This window comes from Thermobifida fusca YX (assembly GCF_000012405.1).
Classification (GTDB): domain Bacteria; phylum Actinomycetota; class Actinomycetes; order Streptosporangiales; family Streptosporangiaceae; genus Thermobifida; species Thermobifida fusca.
In genome coordinates, this window is the sequence record NC_007333.1 from 976,100 (window position 1) to 996,266 (window position 20,167).

16 protein-coding genes are annotated in these 20,167 nt (G+C 69.4%); 6 read left to right on the forward strand and 10 right to left on the reverse strand.

The genetic code is table 11. The features are described from left to right. Window positions 1-31: 31 nt before the first annotated feature. The 4 genes from TFU_RS04105 to TFU_RS04120 all read right to left on the reverse strand — a co-directional run bounded on the left by TFU_RS04105 (window position 32) and on the right by TFU_RS04120 (window position 5,085). On the reverse strand, window positions 32-2,386 hold the full coding sequence (locus tag TFU_RS04105) for a ComEC/Rec2 family competence protein (protein ID WP_011291272.1): 2,355 nt from the start codon (window positions 2,384-2,386) through the stop codon (window positions 32-34). Continuing rightward, window positions 2,383-3,450 (reverse strand): ComEA family DNA-binding protein, encoded by a 1,068-nt coding sequence (locus TFU_RS16275; protein WP_011291273.1) that lies wholly within the window; start codon window positions 3,448-3,450, stop codon window positions 2,383-2,385. The genes TFU_RS04105 and TFU_RS16275 overlap by 4 nt, the downstream gene beginning before the upstream one ends. Window positions 3,451-3,637: 187 nt before the next feature. Next, window positions 3,638-3,916: a 30S ribosomal protein S20 gene (gene rpsT, locus TFU_RS04115; RefSeq protein ID WP_011291274.1), complete on the reverse strand. Its 279-nt coding sequence runs from the start codon at window positions 3,914-3,916 to the stop codon at window positions 3,638-3,640. Window positions 3,917-4,113: 197 nt separating this feature from the next. Beyond that, window positions 4,114-5,085, reverse strand: coding sequence for a hypothetical protein (locus tag TFU_RS04120; RefSeq protein WP_041427749.1), 972 nt, complete (start codon window positions 5,083-5,085; stop codon window positions 4,114-4,116). Between the two features lie 179 nt (window positions 5,086-5,264). On the opposite strand from TFU_RS04120, the gene lepA reads away from it, so the two are divergent. Beyond that, window positions 5,265-7,109 carry a translation elongation factor 4 gene (gene lepA, locus TFU_RS04125; protein ID WP_011291276.1) on the forward strand — a complete coding sequence of 615 codons (1,845 nt, stop codon included), beginning with the start codon at window positions 5,265-5,267 and terminating at the stop codon, window positions 7,107-7,109. Between the two features lie 86 nt (window positions 7,110-7,195). Here lepA and TFU_RS04130 read toward each other — a convergent pair whose 3' ends face one another. From TFU_RS04130 to TFU_RS04145, 4 genes are all read right to left on the reverse strand, one after another. Next, window positions 7,196-8,071 carry a sugar ABC transporter permease gene (locus tag TFU_RS04130; protein WP_011291277.1) on the reverse strand — a complete coding sequence of 292 codons (876 nt, stop codon included), beginning with the start codon at window positions 8,069-8,071 and terminating at the stop codon, window positions 7,196-7,198. Beyond that, complete coding sequence (locus tag TFU_RS04135) at window positions 8,068-9,678, reverse strand: ABC transporter permease subunit (RefSeq protein ID WP_011291278.1); 1,611 nt, start codon at window positions 9,676-9,678, stop codon at window positions 8,068-8,070. Before TFU_RS04135 ends, TFU_RS04130 begins: the two co-directional genes overlap by 4 nt. Window positions 9,679-9,684: 6 nt before the next feature. Further along, on the reverse strand, window positions 9,685-10,935 hold the full coding sequence (locus TFU_RS04140) for a sugar ABC transporter substrate-binding protein (protein ID WP_011291279.1): 1,251 nt from the start codon (window positions 10,933-10,935) through the stop codon (window positions 9,685-9,687). A 229-nt stretch (window positions 10,936-11,164) separates the two neighbouring features. After that, on the reverse strand, window positions 11,165-12,799 hold the full coding sequence (locus TFU_RS04145) for a glycoside hydrolase family 13 protein (RefSeq protein ID WP_011291280.1): 1,635 nt from the start codon (window positions 12,797-12,799) through the stop codon (window positions 11,165-11,167). A 104-nt stretch (window positions 12,800-12,903) separates the two neighbouring features. Here TFU_RS04145 and TFU_RS04150 point away from each other — a divergent pair, with 104 nt between their 5' ends. Further along, the gene (locus TFU_RS04150) at window positions 12,904-13,947 is read left to right on the forward strand and encodes a LacI family DNA-binding transcriptional regulator (protein WP_011291281.1); all 1,044 of its coding nucleotides are present in this window, start codon (window positions 12,904-12,906) and stop codon (window positions 13,945-13,947) included. Between the two features lie 142 nt (window positions 13,948-14,089). After that, window positions 14,090-15,322 (forward strand): radical SAM family heme chaperone HemW, encoded by a 1,233-nt coding sequence (hemW, locus tag TFU_RS04155; protein WP_011291282.1) that lies wholly within the window; start codon window positions 14,090-14,092, stop codon window positions 15,320-15,322. Window positions 15,323-15,382: 60 nt separating this feature from the next. Here the strand turns inward: hemW and TFU_RS04160 are convergent, their stop codons facing one another. Together TFU_RS04160 and TFU_RS16280 are read right to left on the reverse strand one after the other, a co-directional pair. Next, on the reverse strand, window positions 15,383-15,901 hold the full coding sequence (locus TFU_RS04160) for a DUF4870 domain-containing protein (RefSeq protein WP_011291283.1): 519 nt from the start codon (window positions 15,899-15,901) through the stop codon (window positions 15,383-15,385). Window positions 15,902-16,082: 181 nt separating this feature from the next. After that, window positions 16,083-16,709, reverse strand: a complete 627-nt coding sequence (locus TFU_RS16280) for a DUF4870 domain-containing protein (RefSeq protein ID WP_011291284.1) — start codon at window positions 16,707-16,709, stop codon at window positions 16,083-16,085. A gap of 557 nt (window positions 16,710-17,266) precedes the next feature. Here TFU_RS16280 and hrcA point away from each other — a divergent pair. Genes hrcA through TFU_RS04180 form a run of 3 tightly spaced genes read left to right on the forward strand, consistent with a single transcriptional unit; the run spans window position 17,267 to window position 20,163 of the window. Further along, entirely contained in the window at window positions 17,267-18,280 is a 1,014-nt protein-coding gene (gene hrcA / locus TFU_RS04170; protein ID WP_016188371.1) for a heat-inducible transcriptional repressor HrcA, read from the forward strand. Beyond that, the gene (dnaJ, locus tag TFU_RS04175; RefSeq protein ID WP_011291286.1) at window positions 18,281-19,420 is read left to right on the forward strand and encodes a molecular chaperone DnaJ; all 1,140 of its coding nucleotides are present in this window, start codon (window positions 18,281-18,283) and stop codon (window positions 19,418-19,420) included. Beyond that, complete coding sequence (locus TFU_RS04180) at window positions 19,417-20,163, forward strand: 16S rRNA (uracil(1498)-N(3))-methyltransferase (RefSeq protein ID WP_011291287.1); 747 nt, start codon at window positions 19,417-19,419, stop codon at window positions 20,161-20,163. The genes dnaJ and TFU_RS04180 overlap by 4 nt, the downstream gene beginning before the upstream one ends. The last annotated feature ends 4 nt before the right edge of the window (window positions 20,164-20,167 follow it).

Consider the following 20,167-nt stretch of genomic DNA (forward strand, 5'->3'; position numbering starts at 1 on the left):
GGACCGAGGGCTGGGGCCGTCGGTCCTGGGATTAGCGCACGTCAGGGCCGCGCCAGTACACCACGGGGCCGTCCCCGGTCGGCACCACCGCCACATCGCCGTGCTGGTCTGTGCGGTACGAGGCGGAGGTCAGCGCGGTCAACTGCGCCCACGTGTCCGCAGCCGGGTGCCCGTAGGGGTTGCCGGCGCCCACCGAGGTGAGCGTCACCCGGGGCCGGGTGGCTTCGAGGAACACGGCCTCCTGCGTGCCCGCCCCATGGTGCGGGGTCTTGAGCACGTCAACACCGCGGATCCCCGGATGGGTGAGGAGAGCGCGCTGGGCCGACTCTTCGATATCCCCGGTGAGCAGCACCGACAACCCGCCTTCGGCGGGCGGGGCAGCGGACCGGTGGGCGAGCACGACCACGCTGCCCTCATTGGCGTCCCCGCCCGCGAAGTCGGCGGGCGGCCACAGCACGGACAGTCGCCAGCGTCCCACAGCCAGCTCCTCCCCGGCATGCACGGTGCGCAGCCGCGCCCCGGCCCGCTCCAAGGCTGCGGCAGCGTCCGGTGCGTCGAACCCCGGAGGCACCACCGCCTCCGCCACGGTCCGGCCCCGCAGCACCCCGCTTGTGCCGCCCGCATGGTCCAGGTCGTGGTGGGTGAGCACCAGCAGCGCAACCCGGCGCACCCGCAGCCGGTCCAAGCAGCGGTCCACTGCCCCTGGACGCGGCCCGGTGTCGACCACCACCGCCTCCCCGCGGTCCACCGCCAACACGAGCGCGTCCCCTTGGCCGACGTCGCAGGCGACCACCGCCCACCTCGGCGGGGGCCAGCTAGGAGCCAGGCAGGCGAGAGCCAGCGCCGCCACCGCGGACGCGGCAATCCCCGCAGCCACCACCCTCCGTGCCCAGCCCCGCAGCACCAGCAGCGCGGCGAGCAGGACAGCCAGCAGCAACGCCCCCACCACGTCGGACCGCCACGGCACCGCGCCGTGCGGCACGCGGGCACCCCATTCCGCGATGCGGTGGATCCAGGCCACGGCGACCCCCGGAACCCACACCGCCACCTGTGCCGCGGGAGGCGCCACCAGTCCCAGGGCGGCGACCACGAAACCGCCGACGGTGGCGACCGGCACGAACGGCCCAGCCGCCACGTTCGTCGGCACGGACACCCAACTGACCTCGGCGGACAGCACCACGAGCAGCGGCGCACACGCCACTTGGGCGGCGAGCGTGACCGCGACCGGCTCCGCCAGCCACGCCGGCACCCGGCGTGCCCATGCGTCCCGCCACGGGGGCGCGAGCACCATGATGCCGCCGGTAGCCAGCACGGACAGGGCGAACCCGAACGAGGCAGCCAGCGCCGGATGGAACAGCAGCAGCCCGATCACTGCGGCAGCTAGCGCTGCCACCCCGATCCGGGGACGCCCCACGACCAGGGAGACGAGGGCGACCGCGCCCATGAAAGCCGCACGCAGCACACTCGGTTCCGGCCGTGCCAACAGCACAAACCCGGCGATTGTGGCCGCACCGGTGAGTGCGGAAGCCCACACAGGCAGCCGGAGCCAGCGGGTGACCGCCAGCACCGCGCCGGTCATCACCGCGAGATTCGCCCCGGAGACGGTCAACAGGTGCGTCATGCCGGTGGCGCGGAAGATCTCCGCGGTCTCCGCGTCCAACAGGGACGTGTCCCCCACGACCAGCGCGGGCAGCAGACCCCGCTCCGGCTGGGGCAGGACCGCGCACGCCCGCCGCAGCCCGCCGCGGACCCGGTCCGCCCACGCATGGGCGGCCGACGGCGGGCCCACGTGACGGGGCGGACCGCGGACCAAGAGCAGCGCAGCATCCAGGCGGGTGCCCGCGGGCACCGCGGTGCCCGCTACGCGCACCGGCTGGCTGGGCACCAGGTGCCGCCACTGTTCGCCGTGGACGAGGAGGACCACCGGGACCCGGCTCCGGACCCGGGTCCCGTCCGGCAGCGTCACCCACTCGGTGTGGGCCGTCACCACGAACTCGGCCCGCCCCGGGACCGCGGGGTTCTCCCGAGGCCGCGGGTCCAAGGCGAGCACCACGCTCGCCTCCGTGAACTGCTGGGCCGCGGCCAGCTCAGCCATCGGACTGGCCGCTACCGCGGCGGTGCGCCCGGCCACCGCCACCGCCCCGCCCGCAGCGCAGACCAGGGTCGCACCGCACAGGGCGGCTACGGTCCCCCAGCGCGGGTGGCGCAGCAGGAGCAGCCCTGCCCACGCGGCCGTGCCGAGCACCGCCGCGGTGAGGAACGCGGTGCGTGGCGCAGCGTGGAGCAGTGCGAGGACCGTCAGCCACAGTCCCACGGCCGGGACCGCCAGGCTCACGTCGAGCCGGACACCTGCCCCGGGCAGGGGACCGGAACCTGCCGCAGTCACGGGGCACCGCCGACGTAGACCAGGTCGCGCAGCTCCGCGAACCGGCGGTCCCCGATACCGGTGACGTCGTGGAGCTGCTCCACCGAGGTGAAACCGCCGATGGACGCGCGGTGGTCGATGATGCGCTGGGCCAGCACCGGGCCGATTCCCGGCAGGGTCTGCAACTGGTCGGCGGTAGCGGTGTTGAGGTCGATCCGCCCGTCCCCGGCGGGCAGGCCCGGACCCTCGCCTTCCCCGGCCATGGGCGACGGGGTGACCCCAACGAGGATCTGCTCGCCGTCGACGAGGGGACGGGCCAGGTTGAGGAACCCTAGATCCGCATCCGGGCGCGGGCCGCCCGCCGCGTCGAGAGCATCGGCCACCCGGGACCCGGCGGGCAGGGTCACGATCCCCGGGGAGACCACGTCACCGCCCACGTGGACCACGACCGTGCCGGCAGGACTCGCTTCCGCCGCCGGGGACGGATGAGGACCGGACGGGACGGCCTCCTGCGGCGGCGCGGGCGCGGACGCGGGACGGGCGTTGAGCATGAACCAGCCGGTGACCCCCGCGGCCAGCAGGCACACGAGGGCGAGCGCCGCCACCCCGGACAGGGTCACGCGGGGCCGCAGCTCCACTGAGACACCCCTCCAGCGGTCCACAAGGGCCGCCAGCGGGGCAGGCAGCCGCCGCTCCGCCGGGTCGGGGAGCGGCGGGATGCGCACATACCCGGGCGGGGGAGCGGGAGCCGAACCGTCGTTCCGACCCGTGCCGCGGTCCGGCTGAGGTGCGGCGGGCGGGGCCGGACGGGCACCGCGGCCCGCCCGGGCAGGGCGCTCTGCCGCATCCTCGTCCCTCCCCACCTCGGGAGCCGGGGGACGCCGTGGCGCGGGAAGCACGGGCACCGGGGAGCGGACCGTGTCGGCTACGGCATAGGGCGGGGGAGGAACAGTGAAGTCCAGTGGGGTCGGGTCCCCGTCGTCCGCTGCCCGCCACTCGGCAGGCAAGGCGGCCTCAGACGACGGCAGGGGAGACGGCTGCTGCGCTGCCGGGGCAGCGGGCTCAGGAGCAGTGTGTCGTGCCATACCGGGGACGGTAGGTCCCCGCCACGGGAGCGCTAGAGAGGAAGGTTCCGCCTGTGGACAACTGCGCGGAGCGCTCACCGGTACGGCCCGCAACCGGCAGCGGACCGGCCCCGACAACGCGAAAGGCCAGACACCGTCACGATGCCTGGCCGTGGGCGCGTGTCAGGAACGAACCTGCTGCAGACGCTTAGGCAGCCTGAGACTGCTGCAGCTGGTGGAGCCGCTTGGCGATCGCGCTCTTGCGGTTCGCAGCCTGGTTCTTGTGGATCACGCCCTTGCTGACGGCCTTGTCCAGCTGGCGTGCCGCGGCGCGCTGGAGAATGATGGCCTCTTCGACGTTCCCGGCCTCGGCAGCTTCACGGAACTTGCGGATAGCGGTCTTCAGCGACGACTTGACCGCCTTGTTGCGCAGACGAGCCTTCTCGTTCTGCCGGATGCGCTTCTTCTGCGACTTGATGTTCGCCATGCGAAACCCTGCTCCAGTTACGTCAGGATGTGCGTCGTCACCACCCGGACCGCGCCTGTGGGCAGCCGCGCCACGAGGAGATCCGCGGAGATCGACGCGAGGATTGAGACCAAGGGCTCAAAAGTGAACGTGGAACGTCTGAGACACGGACTTCCATTATGCCCTGGGAAGGGGAATGCTCGCACCGCGGCACCGCTTTACCGCTGGATGTGCAGCCAATCTTCCTCGAGCTCCGTCCACGCGTCGTCGGCCAGCTCCTCCGGGGCGTGGACCGCGATCCCGAAACTGTCCCGCTGGCCGTGCGCGGTCAACGCGATCCGCACCGCCTCCACCGCGGTCGCTGCCGCGGCAGGGTCGTCCGCCGCCGGCGGCACCCCGATCCGCAGCCCGATCGTCTCCGGCACGGTCCGCAGCGCCAGCGTCGTCTGCCGGGCCATGAAACCGCCGTACAGGGAGCCGCTGGGCATCCCCGTGCCGCTGCCGGACACGACGACCACGTCCGACAGTTCCGCGACCCGGAGGAGGAAATTGGTCGACCAGTAGCGTTCGCCCCCCTGGACGGCGAACACGGGAAGCCGCACCCCGGGAAGCGGCTCGAGGGGGAGGGCGAGTACGGACAGCACGGCCTCCGCGCCGATCGCGTCGCGAGTACGCTCCAGCAGGTCCACGAAGCCCGGGTCGTTCACGGTGACCGGGGTGATGGCGTAGTGCACGCCGTCGAACCCCGCGTCCACGACAGCGCTGGCCGCCTCCACCAGGCGGGCTCGCGCCTCCTTGGGCACGCGGTCCTCCAGCAGCGAAGAACTCTCCGCGGTGCTGCTGAGCCACCCCACCACTGCCACGTCCGGAAGCTCGCGGCCCATCCAGCCGAGGAAGGCGTCCGCTGCCGCGTACCCGGCGGGGTCAACCGTGCCGTCCTCCGCGATCTCCCCCACGTGCACATACACTTCGGTGAAGGCGCGCAGCCGGGGCAGCGCCGCGGCGAAGTCGGACTCGTCTTTGCTCCCGTCCACCCACGACCCGTCCAGCCACGCCGCGTCTGCGCCGGTCGAGGCCGCCCACTCCGCTTTCTCCCCGGAGAACTGTGCGGCTAGCACCACGCCCGCGCCTACCGCTACTACCAGTACTGCGGCCAGGCCCGCGAGAAGGCGTGTGAGAAGCCAGCGCACGTTGCTCTCCCGGTTCTGTCCGTCGCATAGCCTGATAGGGATCGTGTGCCCCATTGTGGCCCGCGGTACCGCCCGCTGTCGCGTCCGTGGGACCATGGGGGCACTGCCCGATCACGGCCGCGTGTGCGCTCCCGCCACGCAGTGCCCTATCCGACCTCGACGAATGTGAACGGACCACGGTGCCACAGCCAACTCGGACCGATCCCGCGCTGATTCGGAACTTCTGCATCATCGCGCACATCGACCATGGCAAGTCGACACTGGCCGACCGCATGCTGCAACTGACCGGCGTGGTTGAGGAACGCCAGATGCGGGCCCAGTACCTCGACCGCATGGACATCGAACGCGAGCGTGGCATCACCATCAAGTCGCAGGCGGTGCGACTGCCTTTTACCGCGCTCGACGATGTGACCTACATCCTCAACCTCATCGACACCCCGGGGCACGTGGACTTCAGCTATGAGGTCTCCCGGTCGCTGGCGGCCTGTGAAGGCGCGATCCTGCTGGTCGATGCGGCCCAGGGCATCGAGGCCCAGACTCTGGCCAACCTGTACATGGCGCTGGAGCACGATCTCACGATCATCCCGGTCCTCAACAAGATCGACCTGCCCGCGGCCCAGCCGGAGAAGTACGCCGCGGAGCTCGCCGGGATCATCGGCTGCGAGCCGTCGGACGTGCTGCGGGTGAGCGCCAAGACCGGTGAGGGTGTCGAGGAGCTGCTCAACGAGATCGTGGCTCGCATCCCCCCGCCGGTGGGCAATGCGGACGGGCCCGCCCGCGCGCTGATCTTCGACTCCGTCTACGACACCTACCGGGGTGTGGTCACCTACGTGCGGGTGGTCGACGGGCAGATCACCAACCGGGAACGCATCCAGATGATGTCGACCGGGGCCACCCACGAAATGCTGGAGGTCGGGGTGATCTCCCCCGAGCCCACCAAGGTGGACTCCCTCGGGGTGGGCGAGGTCGGCTACCTCATCACCGGGGTGAAGGATGTGCGCCAGTCCCGGGTCGGGGACACGATCACGTCGGCGGCCGCTCCCGCCGCGGAGGTCCTGCCCGGCTACCGCGACCCCAAGCCGATGGTGTTCTCCGGGCTGTACCCGATCGACGGCACCGACTACCCTGTGCTGCGGGACGCGTTGGAGAAGCTCCAGCTCAACGACGCCGCGCTGGTGTTCGAACCGGAGACGTCCGCCGCGCTCGGCTTCGGGTTCCGCTGCGGTTTCCTGGGGCTGCTGCACTTGGAGATCACCCGGGACCGGTTGGAGCGGGAGTTCGATCTGGCGCTCATCTCGACCGCCCCCAACGTGGTCTACCGCGTCCGTATGGAGGACGGCACCGAGCACACGGTGACCAACCCCAGCGAGTTCCCGTCGGGCAAGATCGCGGAGATCCGCGAGCCGGTGGTGAAGGCGACCGTGCTGACCCCCTCCGACTATGTCGGCCCGATCATGGAGCTGTGCCAGGGGCGGCGCGGCGTCTTGGACGGGATGGAGTACCTGTCCGAGGACCGGGTGGAGATGCGGTACACGCTGCCGCTCGCCGAGATCGTCTTCGACTTCTTCGACCAGCTCAAGTCCCGCACCAAGGGGTACGCCTCCTTGGACTACGAGCCGTCCGGGGAGCAGGCCGCCGACCTGGTGAAGGTGGACATCCTGCTGCAGGGGCAGGTGGTGGACGCGTTCTCCGCGATCGTGCACCGCGACAACGCCTACTCCTACGGTGCGGAGATGACGAAGAAGCTGCGGGAACTCATCCCCCGGCAGCAGTTCGAGGTGCCGATCCAGGCCGCGATCGGTTCCCGGGTCATCGCCCGGGAGAATATCCGCGCGCTCCGCAAGGACGTGCTCGCCAAGTGCTACGGCGGTGACATCAGCCGGAAGCGCAAGCTGCTGGAGAAGCAGAAGGAAGGCAAGAAGCGCATGAAGATGGTGGGCCGCGTCGAAGTGCCGCAGGAGGCGTTCATTTCGGCACTGTCCACCGAGAGCAGCGGCGAAGGCAAGGACGGCAAGAAGAAGTAAAGCGCTTCCCGGCCCGCACGCCGGGAAGCGCGTGGGAAGGGGCCGGTGCGGTCTGGGGAGGGGCCGCCGCACCGGCCCGATGGCTTTCAGCCTTTGACCGCCCCCGAGGTCAGCCCTTCGACGATGTAGCGCTGCAGGAACCAGAAGACCGCCATGGTCGGCAGGGCGATCAGCAGCGTGCCCACCGCGAACAGGCCGAAGTTCGCGTTGCGTTCGTCGGCGACCAGCGAGTACAGGCCGAGCGCCACCGTCTTAGCCTCCGGGTCGCGCAGGAACACGGTGGCGAGCAGGAACTCGTTGATGGTGTTGATGAACACCAGCAGGCCGACGATCGCCAGCACCGGGGTGACCAGAGGCAGCATGATGCGGAAGAACGCCTGGGCGTGGGTGGCGCCGTCGACTTTGGCGGATTCGTCGAGCTCCATGGGGATGGTGTCGAAGAACCCTTTCATCAGCCAGGTGTTCACGCTCAGCGCCCCGCCCAGGTAGACCAACAGCAGGCCCCAGCGGGTGTCGAAGCCGATCGGGGGCCAGTAGTCGGTGACCGTGGCGAACATCAGGTAGATCGCCACGATCGCCAGGAACTGCGGGAACATCTGGATCAGCAGGATGCCGAGCAGGCCGATGCGGCGCCCAGTGAACCGGAACCGGCTGAAAGCGTAGGCGGCCAGCGCGGACAGGAACACGGTCACTGCGGCGTTGCACACCGCCAGCACGATCGAGTTGACGTACCACGCACCGAACGGGGTGGTGGCGAACAGTTCCCGGGCGTTGTCCAGGCTGGCCCCGGTCGGCACCAGGTGGCTGGAGCTGAGCGTGCCCAGCGGGTTGAGCGCGGCCGAGATGACGAACAGGATCGGGAACAGGGCGAAGGCCACCGCACACCACAGCAGCAGGTGCCGCCAGGAGTTGTCGCGCAGCCAGCGGAGGAAGGGGCGGTCGCGGTAGACGGGGGCGGTCACCGGTTCACCTCCTCCAGGGAACGGCTCTGTCTGAGGCTGATCAGCGACAGCAGGGCCACGATCAGGAAGATCAGCACGGAGACCGCTGAGGCGAACCCGTACTGGGCGCCTTGGCCGCCGAACGCCAACCGGAAGGTGTAGGTGATCAGCAGGTCGGTGGCTCCGGCCAGCGGGTTGTCCGGGCTGAACGGGCCGCCTGCCGTGGTCAGCCAGATCGCGTTGAAGTTGTTGAAGTTGAACGCGAAGGTCGAGACCAGGATGGGGGTCATCGCGATCATCAGCAGCGGCAGGGTGACGTGGCGGAACGCCTGCCAGGCGCCCGCGCCGTCGATTCGGGCTGCTTGTTCCAGTTCCCGGGGGATGGACTGGAGGGCTCCCGTGGCGACGAGGAACATGTAGGGGAAGCCGAGCCAGGTGTTGACCAGCAGGATCGAGCCGCGCGCGGTCCACGCGTTGCCCAACCAGTTCACGTCCAGTCCCAGCACCCGGTTGATCAGCCCGAAGTCGGTGTTGAACATGTCCCGCCACAGCAGCAGCATCGCGAAGGACGGCATGGCGTACGGCAGGACCAAGAGGATCCGGTACAGGGTGCGGCCGCGCAGCGGGGTGCGGGTGTGCATGAGCAGCGCCAGGCCCAGGCCGACCACGAAGACCAGCAGGGTGGTGCCGGCAGCGAATCCGATGTTCCAGGCGAGGATGGACAGGAAGGACGCGCCGGTGGCCGGGTCGGTCACGAACCGGAGGAAGTTGTCGAAGCCGACGTTGACCCGCCAGCCTTGGAGGAGCCGCTGCCCGTCGTCGGAGACGAAGGAGCCGTTGACGTTGTCGGCGGTGTACGTCACCCCGGTGACGGAGTCCACGATGCAGTCGCAGTCCTCCTGGTAGGTCCGGGTGGCTTGGCCTTCGTAGGCCATGGACAGGCCGCTGGAGCGGATCCCGGTCCCGTCGCCGGTGGGCACCGCGAAGTCGGCGATCTCGTCGCTGCGCTCGTTGATCTGGGCGGTGGTGAGCACGGTGTACCCCTCGGCGTCGACGATCTTCCCGGAAGCCTCTCGGGTGAGGTCGTCGGGGTCGAGGGGGGTGAGGCCGTCGGCGTCGCCGGCGTAGACGGTGCCGTCGGCCGCGGTGAGCAGGAAGACGAGGTCGCCGGTGTCCGGGGCGCCGTCGGCGGCGACGGTGAGGGTGTACTGGGGGGAGTCGGGGGTGCGCACCACGGAGTAGGCCTCGATCGCGGCGATGGCCTGCTCCTTGTCCCCGCGGTGCCCGTCGCCGAAGTTGGTGACCGAGGTGCTGACGGTGTACAGCACCGGCAGGATCTGGAAGGCGATGAGCAACAGCGTCCCGGGCAGCAGGTATTTCAGCGGGACGTGGCGGGGGGACAGGTAGACGTAGAAGATCAGGGCGGTGACTGCGGCGACGATGCCGACCCCGACCCAGTTGGCCGCTTCGATGAGCGGGAACGCGGCCCAGACTGCTAGGGCAGCGGCCAGCCCCAGCGCACCGATTTTGACGACCAGTCCGAGCAGTGAGGTCGTGGGCTCACCGCGGACGTGGGATGTGGGGGCGGGCGCCCCCGAGCGGGCGCCCGTGACGGTGTTGCGAGCCACCGTGGATCAACCGCCGATCTGCTCGGAGATGGCCTCACCCGCGGCCTTGACGGCCTCGGCGACGTCCTCACCGGCGATCACCGCGGCCTCGGCCTGCCCGAACGGGCCCCAGATCGCGGCCATTTCGGGGATGGCGGGCAGCGGGTCGCCGTTGGCGCCGGCCTCGACGATCTTGAGCAGGTCGGGGTCGTCGGCGGAGACCTTTTCCAGGGCGGCGGTCAGCGCCGGGGGACGGGGGTCGGCCTCGTACAGGGCGACGGCCAGTTCGGTCTCGGTCACGAAGTTGGTGGCGAACTCCTGGGCGAAGACCTTGTTGGCGCCGCCGGAAGCCACGAAGAACGCTTGGACGCCGATGAACGGGCGCGCTTTGTCTCCGTTCGCGAAGCCGGGAACCGGGCTGATCTCGTAGGGGATGCCCGCTTCCTTCATGTCTGCGATCGCCCACGGGCCGGAGATGAGGAAGGCGGTCTTCGCTTCGTTGAACAGGGGGCCGGCGTTCTGGCTGTCGATGGAGCGCTTGAGCGCGCCTTCGCCCTTCTCGCCGAGTTCCGCGATCTTCTCGAACGCCTTGATGGAGGATTCCGAGCCCACACCCATGTCGGAGGGGTCGAGGTTGCCTTCGTCGTCCTTGCCGAACAGGTAGCCGCCCGCGGAGGTGTACAGCGGGTAGATGTGGTAGGCGTCGCCTTCCGAGCCCACCTGGAGGCTCATGATCTCTTCGACCTTGCCGCTCTCTTTGAGCTTCTTGCCTTCCTTGATGAGCTCTTCAATGGTGTCGGGGGCTTCGGGGGCAAGGTCGGTGTTGCGGAAGAGCACCAGGTTCTCCATGGCGTAGGGCACGCCGTAGAGCTGGCCTTCGAACGTCACCGCGTCGAGGGCGACTTGTTCGAATCCGTCGGCAACCTCCTGGGGGAGCTGGACGGGGTCGATGGCGCCGTTGCGGACGAGGTTGCCGGTCCAGTCGTGGGCGCCCACGACCAGGTCGGGCGGGGATCCTGCCTGGTGTGCGGTGACGAAGTTGTCTTGGAGGTCTTCGTTCGGGATGGATTCGACTTTCACGGTGATGCCGTGGGCCTCACCGAATCGTTCCGCGTAGGGGATCAGCACATCGGTGCGGTTGGGGTCAGCCCAGATGACCATGGCACCGTCGGTGGACTGCTCGGAGGACGCGCTGTCGTCGCCTCCGCCGCCACACGCGGTGGCAAGCAGTGTCAGGACTGCTATGCCCGACAACACGCTGAAGCTACGGAACTTCATGGATTCTCCTTCGAGTAGGCCGCGGCAGCGTCCCCCTGCACGGCGCGGCTTCCGGGTGCGGTGGCGTGGACGTTAGCAACTTTTTGCAAAAGTTGGAAGAGTTTTCTCTTTCTTGCAACGAAATGAGTAATCCAAGTGAAATCTCCGGTTGACATAGAGGGGTCCGAACGCCCCCGAAAAGTCCGGACCCCTCTGTCGGTGTCAGCGCGCCACGCGCCGACTCACCCCGCTACTGCCGCAGCCACACCGCGGTGTCCCCAGGCAGCACGAGGTGCGTGCCGTCCTGCTCCACCGGACCGCTGGACAGCACCACTTCGCCCTCGAACGGCAGCGTGACCGGGTCAGCGCCGAAGTTCACCGCGCAGGTGAAACCCGGTTCCCGGCGGAAAGCCAGCACGTTCTGCGGGGCGTCCGCCCAGTGCAGCGCGTCCTCTGCGGGGAGCAGCAGTTCGCGGCGGAGCCGCAGCGCCTTCTTGTACAGCGACAGGGTCGAGTCCGGGTCGCGCTCCTGGACCTCCCGGGTCAGCGACCGCCACTCCGCGGGCACCGGCAGCCAACTGCGCTCCGCCGAGCAGCCGAAGCCGAACGGGGGCTCGTCGCCTTCCCAAGGCAGCGGCACCCGGCATCCGTCGCGGCCCCGCTCGGTGTATCCGGAGCGCTTCCACGTGGGGTCCTGCAGGGCCTCCTCCGGCAGATCGGTGACCTCGGGAAGTCCCAGCTCCTCACCCTGGTAGAGGTAGACCGATCCCGGCAGGGCCAGCATCAGCAGGAGCGCGGCGCGTGCCCGCGCCAGCCCTTGCGCGCCCCCGCCGAACCGGGTGACGTGCCGGGTGACGTCGTGGTTGGAGAGCACCCATGTGGTCGGCGCCCCCACCGCGTTGTTCGCGGCCAGGGAGCGGTCCACCACGGCGCGCAGCGTTGCAGCGTCCCAGTCTGCGGTGAGGTACTCGAAGTTGAACGCCTGGTGCAGCTCGTCGGGGCGGAGGTAGCGGGCCACGCGTTCCGCGTTCTCCACCCACGCCTCGGCCACCAGCGCGCGCTCCCCGGGGTAGCTGTCGACGATGGCGCGCCACTCCCGGTAGATCTCGTGGACCCCGTCCTGGTCGAAGTAGGGCAGCCGCGTGTGGCCGTCGAGCATGTCCGCCTTCTGGCCTTCGGCGATGTCGGGCAGCGCGGGGTCCTTGATCATGCCGTGGGCCACGTCGATGCGGAAGCCGTCCACCCCGCGGTCCAGCCAGAACCGCAGAATGTCGGCGAATTCGGCCCGGACCTCCGGGTTCTCCCAGTTCAGGTCGGGCTGCTCTACGTCGAACAGGTGCAGGTACCACTCGCCGGGCGTCCCGTCCGGCTCCGTCACCCGGGTCCAGGCGGGCCCGCCGAAGATCGACTGCCAGTTGTTCGGCGGCAGCTCCCCGTTCTCCCCGCGCCCCGGGCGGAAGACGTACCGGTCGCGCTCCGGGCTGCCCGGTCCGGCGGCCAGCGCGTCGCGGAACCAGCGGTGGGCGGAGGAGGTGTGGTTGGGAACGATGTCGATGATGACCCGGAGGCCCAGGTCGTGGGCGGTGGCCAGGAGGGCGTCGAAGTCGGCCAGCGTTCCGAACCGCGGGTCGACGTCACGGTAGTCGGCGACGTCGTAGCCGCCGTCGGCGAGGGGGGAGACGTAGAAGGGGGTCAGCCAGATCGCGTCCACGCCGAGCGAGACCAGGGCGGGCAGGCGCTCCCGGATGCCGTTGAGGTCGCCTTCGCCGTCGCCGTTGGAGTCTGCGAAGCTGCGGACGTAGATCTGGTAGATGACCGCGTGGCGCCACCAGTGGGTATGGGCGGTGGGCGCGGTCAAGTGAACGCTGTCGGGAACTTGCTGCATGGATGCGTCTCCATCGCACGAGTGGAACCCACGATTGCAATTACTTGCGCAAGATTACCTACTTCTTGCGTACATGGAAGAGGGGTTTTCGATAGAGTTCTGCCATGGGTCCACCACGATTGGCCGACATCGCCCGCCACGCGGGCGTAAGCGAGGCGACAGTTTCCCGGGTACTCAACGACAAGCCAGGGGTCGGCCCAGCCACGCGCGAAGCTGTACTGACCGCCTTGGACGTGCTCGGATACGAGCGTCCAGCCCGGCTGCGGCAGCGCTCCGCCGGGCTGGTCGGCATGGTCGTCCCGGAGCTAGAGAATCCGATATTCCCGATGTTCGCCCAGGCCGCAGAGCGGGTGCTCGCCCAGCACGGCTACACCCCGGTGCTGTGCACCCAGACCCCTGGCGGGATCGTGGAGGACGAGTACGTGGAGATGCTGCTGGAACGTAACGTCTCCGGCATCATCTTCGTTTCCGGCCTGCACGCCGACACCACCGCCAACCACGACCGCTACCGGGCGCTCCTCCAGCGCCGCCTGCCTATCGTCCTGGTCAACGGCTACGTCGAAGGACTGCCCGCGACCTTTATCTCCCCGGACGACCGGGCTGCGGCCCGACTCGCGGTCAACCACCTCGCGGCTCTCGGCCACACCCGGATCGGGTTCGCCAGCGGCCCCCACCGCTACGTGCCCGTCCAGCGCAAGCTGGACGGCTTCAAGGCCGCGATGCTGGAGAACGGCCTCGACTTCCACGACGACCTGGTCGAACTCTCCCTGTTCGGGGTGGAAGGCGGCCACGCGGCGGCCAGCAGACTGCTGGACCGCGGGGTCACCGCCATCGTCTGCGGCTCCGACCTCATGGCGTTGGGGGCGATCCGCGCGGCCCGCCAGCGGAACCTCACCGTCCCCGGTGACCTGTCAGTGGTCGGCTACGACGACTCCCCGCTCATCGCGTTCACCGACCCGCCACTGACCACGGTCCGCCAGCCGATACAGGCCATGGCACTCGCCGCGGTCCGCGCGCTCTGCGACGAGATCTCCGGGCATGCCCCGGCACGCACCGAGTACATGTTCGAACCGGAGCTCGTCGTGCGCGGCTCCACCGGCGTGCACCGGGCCTCCCTGGGAGAACAGGTCGCTCCGGCCGGGAACTAGCCGACGTTGTGCTCCGCGGACCGCACGGTCCCACCAGGCCAGCCCACTCGCCCCCACCGAGTGGGCAGGGCCGCGGCACGGCAGCCATGCTGGCCCGCGGCGGCCGGAGCGAGGACTGCCTCGCATCGCCGACACTGAAGACATGCCTTCAGCTCCACTCGACGGTACGCCTGTTCCCCCGGACGGCTCCCTGCCTGCCGATGCGCTCGCCGAGCTCGGCACCCGGCCGTTCGGGTTCTACGTGCACGTGCCGTTCTGCGCGACCCGCTGCGGCTACTGCGACTTCAACACCTACACCGCCGCGGAGCTGCGCTCGCGGGACGGAACAGCAGTCGCCTCCCCGCGCACCTACGCGGACCAGGCGATCGCTGAAATAGCGCTCGCCCGGCGGGTGCTCGGCGACCGCGAACTCCCGGTGCGTACCGTCTTCATGGGCGGCGGCACCCCCACCCTGCTCTCCCCGGAGGAACTCGGCCGCATCCTCGACGCGATCGACGCGCAGTTCGGGCTCGCCCCCGACGCCGAGATCACCACCGAAGCCAACCCGGAAACCGTGGACGCGGGCATCCTCGCCCGGTTGCGCGAAGCAGGGTTCACCCGGATCTCCTTCGGGATGCAGAGCGCCAAAGCGCACGTGCTCGCGGTCTTGGAACGCACCCACACCCCGGGACGGCCCGAACAGTGCGTGGCCTGGGCCCGCCAGGCCGGGTTCGCGCACGTCAACCTGGACCTCATCTACGGGACCCCCGGGGAGAGCGACGCCGACTGGAAAGAGTCCCTCACCGCCGCGATCGCGGCCGGCCCGGACCACATCTCCGCCTACTCGCTCATCGTGGAAGAAGGCACCCGGCTCGCCGCCCGGGTGCGCCGCGGCGAGCTGACCCCGTTCGACGACGACGTGCTGGCCGACCGCTACATCATGGCCGACGAACTGCTCTCCGCCGCGGGACTGCAGTGGTACGAGGTGTCGAACTGGGCAGCCGACCCTACCGCGCGCAGCGCGCACAACCTGCTGTACTGGACCGGCGGCCACTGGTGGGGGGTCGGCCCCGGTGCGCACAGCCACATCGGCGGGGTGCGGTGGTGGAACGTCAAACACCCCGCTGCCTACGCGGCCCGCCTGGCCGCGGGCCGCACCCCGGCGCACGCCCGGGAGATCCTCTCCGCAGCGGACCGCCGTTTCGAACGGATCCTCTTGGAGCTGCGGATCGCCCAAGGCTGCCCCCTCGACCTGCTCGACGACGCGGGGCGTGCCGCGGCTGCCCGCGCCGTCGCCGACGGGCTGCTGGACGCCGCCGCCCACGCGCGGGGACGCGCCGTCCTCACCCTGCGCGGCCGGCTGCTCGCCGATGCGCTGGTGCTCGACCTTGCCTGAGCAGGAGCCCGACAAAGTTCAGGGGGATCCCGGTGGGATCCCCCGTGCCGCAGGCCGAGACTACTTGACCATGCGGATGCTGATCGGGTAGCGGTACCACTCGCCCCGGTTCGCGGCGACCGCGGCGAGGATGGCGAAGATGATCCCGCAGACCAGGGCGGCTATCCAGGTGAGCGCGCCGATGACGATGAAGGTCAGGAACCAGGACACCACGTAGGCGATGAGGAGCGTGAGCTGGAAGTTCAGCGCTTCCGTCAAGTGGTGCCGCAGGTAAGGGGAGGCCGTGTCCTTCTGGATCAAGAACAGGATGAGCGGCCCCACGAACCCGGTGAGCAGACCGAGCACGTGGGTGAGCACGCTGAACGTCTTCTCGTCAGAGTTGCTCGGTCCCGGCTGCCCGTAGCCGTACTGCCCGTAGCCGGGGTGCGGGACGGGGGCGCCGTAGCCGGGGGGAGGTGTGGGCGCGCCGTAGCCGGGCGGAGTCCCGTAGCCGGGCTGGCCTCCCATAGCGGAAGGATCGGGGCTGTAACCGCCGGTGCCGTACTCCTCAGGACCGGGGGGCGGATAGGGGTTATTCATGCGTCGTCCTCAGTAGTTCGTCAATCGAGGATGGGGGAGATGGATGCTCCGCAGTAGCGATGCAGTGGCACCGCAACGGTTCGCTGCAGCCCTAGCCGTGCGGTCGTGAACAGCCGGGGCGTCCTCGGCGGCAGCGGCCGTCCACCAATCTTTAGATGGCTTCACCGTAGAGGAGGTTCCGCTACTTGACCAGATGGATGGCGATCGGGTAGCGGTACCAGGCATCCCGGGCCGCGGCCATCGCGGCCATAGTCCCGAACACGAGGCAGTCCAGCCACACGACGACGATGACTACCGCGCCGATCCACGCCAAATCCGGGGTGAAGAACCCGAATCCCACAAAAAGCCCGGCTCCCACCACGTAGGGAATGAACAGGGTCAACTGGAAGTTCAACGCTTCAGCGGCGTGATGCCGGGTCCACGGAGAACGGTTTTTCACTGCCAGGTAGACGAGGAGCGCGGGCAGCCACCCGACACAGGCGAACACGATACCCACCAGGTGCGCGATCATCGCCCACGTACTGCCGTCCGGTGCGGGCGGCCAGGCGGCGGGGGGAACCCCCGGAGCGGTCCCGTACGGGCCGGGGGGAGGATAGCTGCCTTCCTGGTGGGGCTGCGGTGCGGGATACGCGGGATAAGGTCCTGCCTCGGGTGCGGGGGGAGTCGGCGGGGCGAACTGCGGAGGATGGTGCGGCGGGTGCGGGCCGGACTGGGGAGCGGCCCCAGAAGGTCCGGACCCCGGCTGCGCCCCCGGAGAAGGGACAGCCGGGTCGTGGTCGGGGGAGGGAGAAGACGGTGTCTCGTGCATATCTTCCCTTGGCTGGCTGGGGCACTGCCGTGGATACGCATCGCGGATCCACACAGGCAGCTTAATCAGGACGGGCTGCGGAGCGATTACAAGGAGCTTTCAGTCGTCGACCGATTCCAGCCGAGCCGCAGCAGGCCGCGACTGAAGATTTCGAGTCTGGTTGGCCCTGTGCCAGGCGCGGCCCCGCGGCGGCTTTCCGCCCTTGGGCGGAGAACGCCTCATCTGCACACCTGTGCCGCGACGCGCCACGGGTGTGCCGGGACGCCCGGCCTGCAGCCGACGCGGATAGCCTCATGCCCCGCTCCTGTTCCCACGGGCAGCGGCGGTGGGAATGGTGCTGCGGACGAGGCTGGCGGGAACAGGGCGACCGGCCCCGAAACGGCAGGGCCTGCGGCGTGGGAAATCTGGTGATGGGGAGTGAATACAGGTCCGAAGCGGGGCAAAATTCGGTTGATACCGTGCTTGGACAGACATAACGCCGCTCGGCGCCGCCGCATAGAATTAGCACTTAAGACCACGGAGTGCCAGGAGGTGAGCGCGTGCTCGACGACCGTAACGTGCTCGACGACCGTAAACTCGCGGTGCTGCGTGCCATCGTCGAAGACTACGTGTCCACGAATGAGCCCGTGGGGTCGAAAGCACTGGCCGAGCGGCACAAGCTGGGGGTTTCTCCGGCGACTATCCGCAACGACATGGTTGCGCTGGAGGAGCTGGGGTACATCGCCCAGCCGCACACCAGCGCGGGCCGGGTGCCGACGGACAAGGGCTACCGTCTGTTCGTGGACCGGCTCTCCAAGGTCAAGCCTCTGTCCAAGGCTGAGCGTCGGGCTATCGAGACGTTTCTGAGCGGGGCGCTCGACCTCGACGAGATCGTCTCCCGCACGGTGCGGCTGTTGGCGCACCTGACCCGGCAAGTGGCGATCATGCAGTACCCGTCCCTCACCCGGTCGAGCGTGCAGCACCTGGAGCTCGTGCCGCTGGGACCGCAGCGTCTTATGCTGGTGCTGATCACCAACACCGGTCGTGTCGAGCAGCGCGTCATCGACGGTCTTGCAGAGGTCTCCGACGACGTGGTCGAGAACCTGCGCGGGGCGCTGAACCGGGCTCTCGTGGGCAAGTGGCTGACCGAGGCACCGAAAGAGTTCCCGACGGTCCTCGCCCAGCTTCCGCTGGAGGAGCGGCCGATCGCCGAGTCGGTGATGTCGGTCTTGACGGAGAGCCTCGTCGAGAAGCACGAGGGGAAGGTCGTCTTCGGGGGGACCGCGAACCTCGCGGCGATGGGGTTCTCTGCCGGGCTCCGAGACGTCCTTGAAGCGCTGGAAGAAAACGTCGTCCTCATCCGTTTGCTGGGTGAGATGGGCGACGCATCGATGCTGACCGTGCGTATCGGTGCGGAGAACAACCACGAGGGCCTGCAGTCCACCTCGATTGTCGCCGCAGGGTACGGGATCGGCGATCAAACGTTGGCCAAGCTCGGGGTCGTCGGTCCAACCCGGATGGACTACCCAGGAACGATGGGAGCGGTGCGCGCAGTGGCAAGGTACGTCGGTCAGATCTTGGCGGGACAGTAAGTGGCCAGAGACTATTACGAGATCCTTGGTGTTCGCCGCGACGCGACCCAGGACGAGATCAAAAAGGCATACCGCCGGCTCGCACGTGAACTGCATCCCGACGTCAACCCCGACCCAGAGACCCAGGAGCGGTTCAAGGAAGTCGCCCAAGCCTACGAGGTGCTCTCCAACCCGGAGAAGCGCCGCATGTACGACATGGGCGTCGACCCGTTCGCGCGCGGCGGGGCAGCGGGCGGCGGAGCCACCGGCTTCGGAGCGGGCTTCCCGTTCGACGACTTGATGAACGCGTTCTTCGGGGGGAGCACGGGAACCCGCGCGGCACGCGAGCGGATGCGCCGGGGCCGGAGCATCAAGGTGCGGGTCGAGCTCGACCTCGAAGAGACCGCGTTCGGCGTCACCAAGGACATCACGTTCCCCACCGCGGTCGTGTGCAACACCTGCCAGGGTGAGGGCACGGCGCAGGGAACCCACCCCGAGACCTGCGACATGTGCGGTGGCCGCGGTGAAGTCTCCCAGGTCACTCGCTCGTTCCTCGGCCAAGTCATGACGACTCGGCCGTGCCCGCAGTGCGCGGGCCAGGGCACGATCATCCGCAACCCCTGCCCGGACTGCGCCGGGGAAGGCCGGGTCCGGGAGCGCGTCACCCGCAAAGTGCAGATCCCCGCGGGTGTCGAGGACGGGACCCAGATCCAGCTGGCGGGCGAAGGCGAGGTCGGCCCGAACGGCGGACCGCGCGGCGACATCTTCCTGGAGATCGTGGAACGCCCGCACCCGATCTTCGAACGGCGCGGCGACGACCTGCACTGCACGGTCACCGTTCCGATGACCGCGGCCGCGCTGGGGGCGACGCTGACCATCGACACCCTCGACGGCCCGGAGGAGATCGACCTGCGCCCCGGCACCAATTCCGGGCAGGTCATCACCCTGCAGTCGAAGGGCTGCCACCACCTCAACGCGCCGGGCCGCGGCGACCTGCACATCCACGTCACGGTGGAGACCCCCACCCGACTGGACGAAGAGCAGGAAGCGCTGCTGCGCAAGCTCGCGGAACTCCGCGGCGAGGACCGGCCGCCGGGCAAGTTCAGCCCGGGGCAGGGCAATTTCTTCTCCCGCATCCGTGACGCGTTCGGCGCGCGGTGACCGCCCCGGTTTTCCTGGTCGAGCCCGCGGCCCTCGACTCTGACCCCGTCGTGGTGGACGGCGCTGAGGGGCGGCACGCCGCCACGGTGCGCCGCATCGCCGTGGGTGAACCCGTGGACCTGGTCGACGGCGCGGGCCACCGGGCCCGCTGCGTGGTGACCGCGGTCGGCCGCGACACGATCACCTGCGCCGTCCAAGAGCGGGTGTTCGAGGCTGAACCGCGGCCGCGGATCACGGTCGTCCAAGCCTTGCCGAAAGGGGACCGCGGTGAGCTCGCCGTGGAAGTCATGACGGAAGCGGGCGTCGACGCCGTGGTGCCCTGGCAGGCAGAGCGCTGCATCACCCGCTGGCGGGGGGACCGTGTCGCCAGGTCGCTCACGAAATGGCGTTCCGCGGCCCGGGCTGCCGCTAAGCAGTCCCGGCGCAGCCGCATCCCCGAGGTCGCCGAACCGGTGGGGAAGGCGGGTGTCGTCGCGCTGCTGGAAAGCGCAACGCTGGGCATCGTGCTGCATGAAGAAGGCGCGGTCCGGCTTTCACAGCTGCCGCTGCCGGAAGAACTGTTCGGCCCTGCCGGGCACGCCGTCCTCGTCGTGGGGCCGGAAGGCGGGTTCAGCGACGCGGAGCTCGCAGCTTTCGAGGACGCCGGGGCGCTGCGGGCGCTGCTGGGGCCGACCGTGCTCCGCACGTCCACGGCCGGCGTGGCTGCTCTCGCGGTCCTCCAGGCCCGGTGCGGCCGCTGGTAGCCGG

Bases quoted from the DNA above. Each gene is read 5' to 3' on its own strand.
- TFU_RS16275 (WP_011291273.1), bottom strand. From the start codon at position 3,450: ATGGCACGACACACTGCTCCTGAGCCCGCTGCCCCGGCAGCGCAGCAG.
- rpsT (WP_011291274.1), bottom strand. From the start codon at position 3,916: ATGGCGAACATCAAGTCGCAGAAGAAGCGCATCCGGCAGAACGAGAAG.
- TFU_RS04140 (WP_011291279.1), bottom strand. From the start codon at position 10,935: ATGAAGTTCCGTAGCTTCAGCGTGTTGTCGGGCATAGCAGTCCTGACA.
- TFU_RS04145 (WP_011291280.1), bottom strand. From the start codon at position 12,799: ATGCAGCAAGTTCCCGACAGCGTTCACTTGACCGCGCCCACCGCCCAT.
- TFU_RS04150 (WP_011291281.1), top strand. From the start codon at position 12,904: ATGGGTCCACCACGATTGGCCGACATCGCCCGCCACGCGGGCGTAAGC.
- hemW (WP_011291282.1), top strand. From the start codon at position 14,090: ATGCCTTCAGCTCCACTCGACGGTACGCCTGTTCCCCCGGACGGCTCC.
- TFU_RS04160 (WP_011291283.1), bottom strand. From the start codon at position 15,901: ATGAATAACCCCTATCCGCCCCCCGGTCCTGAGGAGTACGGCACCGGC.
- TFU_RS16280 (WP_011291284.1), bottom strand. From the start codon at position 16,709: ATGCACGAGACACCGTCTTCTCCCTCCCCCGACCACGACCCGGCTGTC.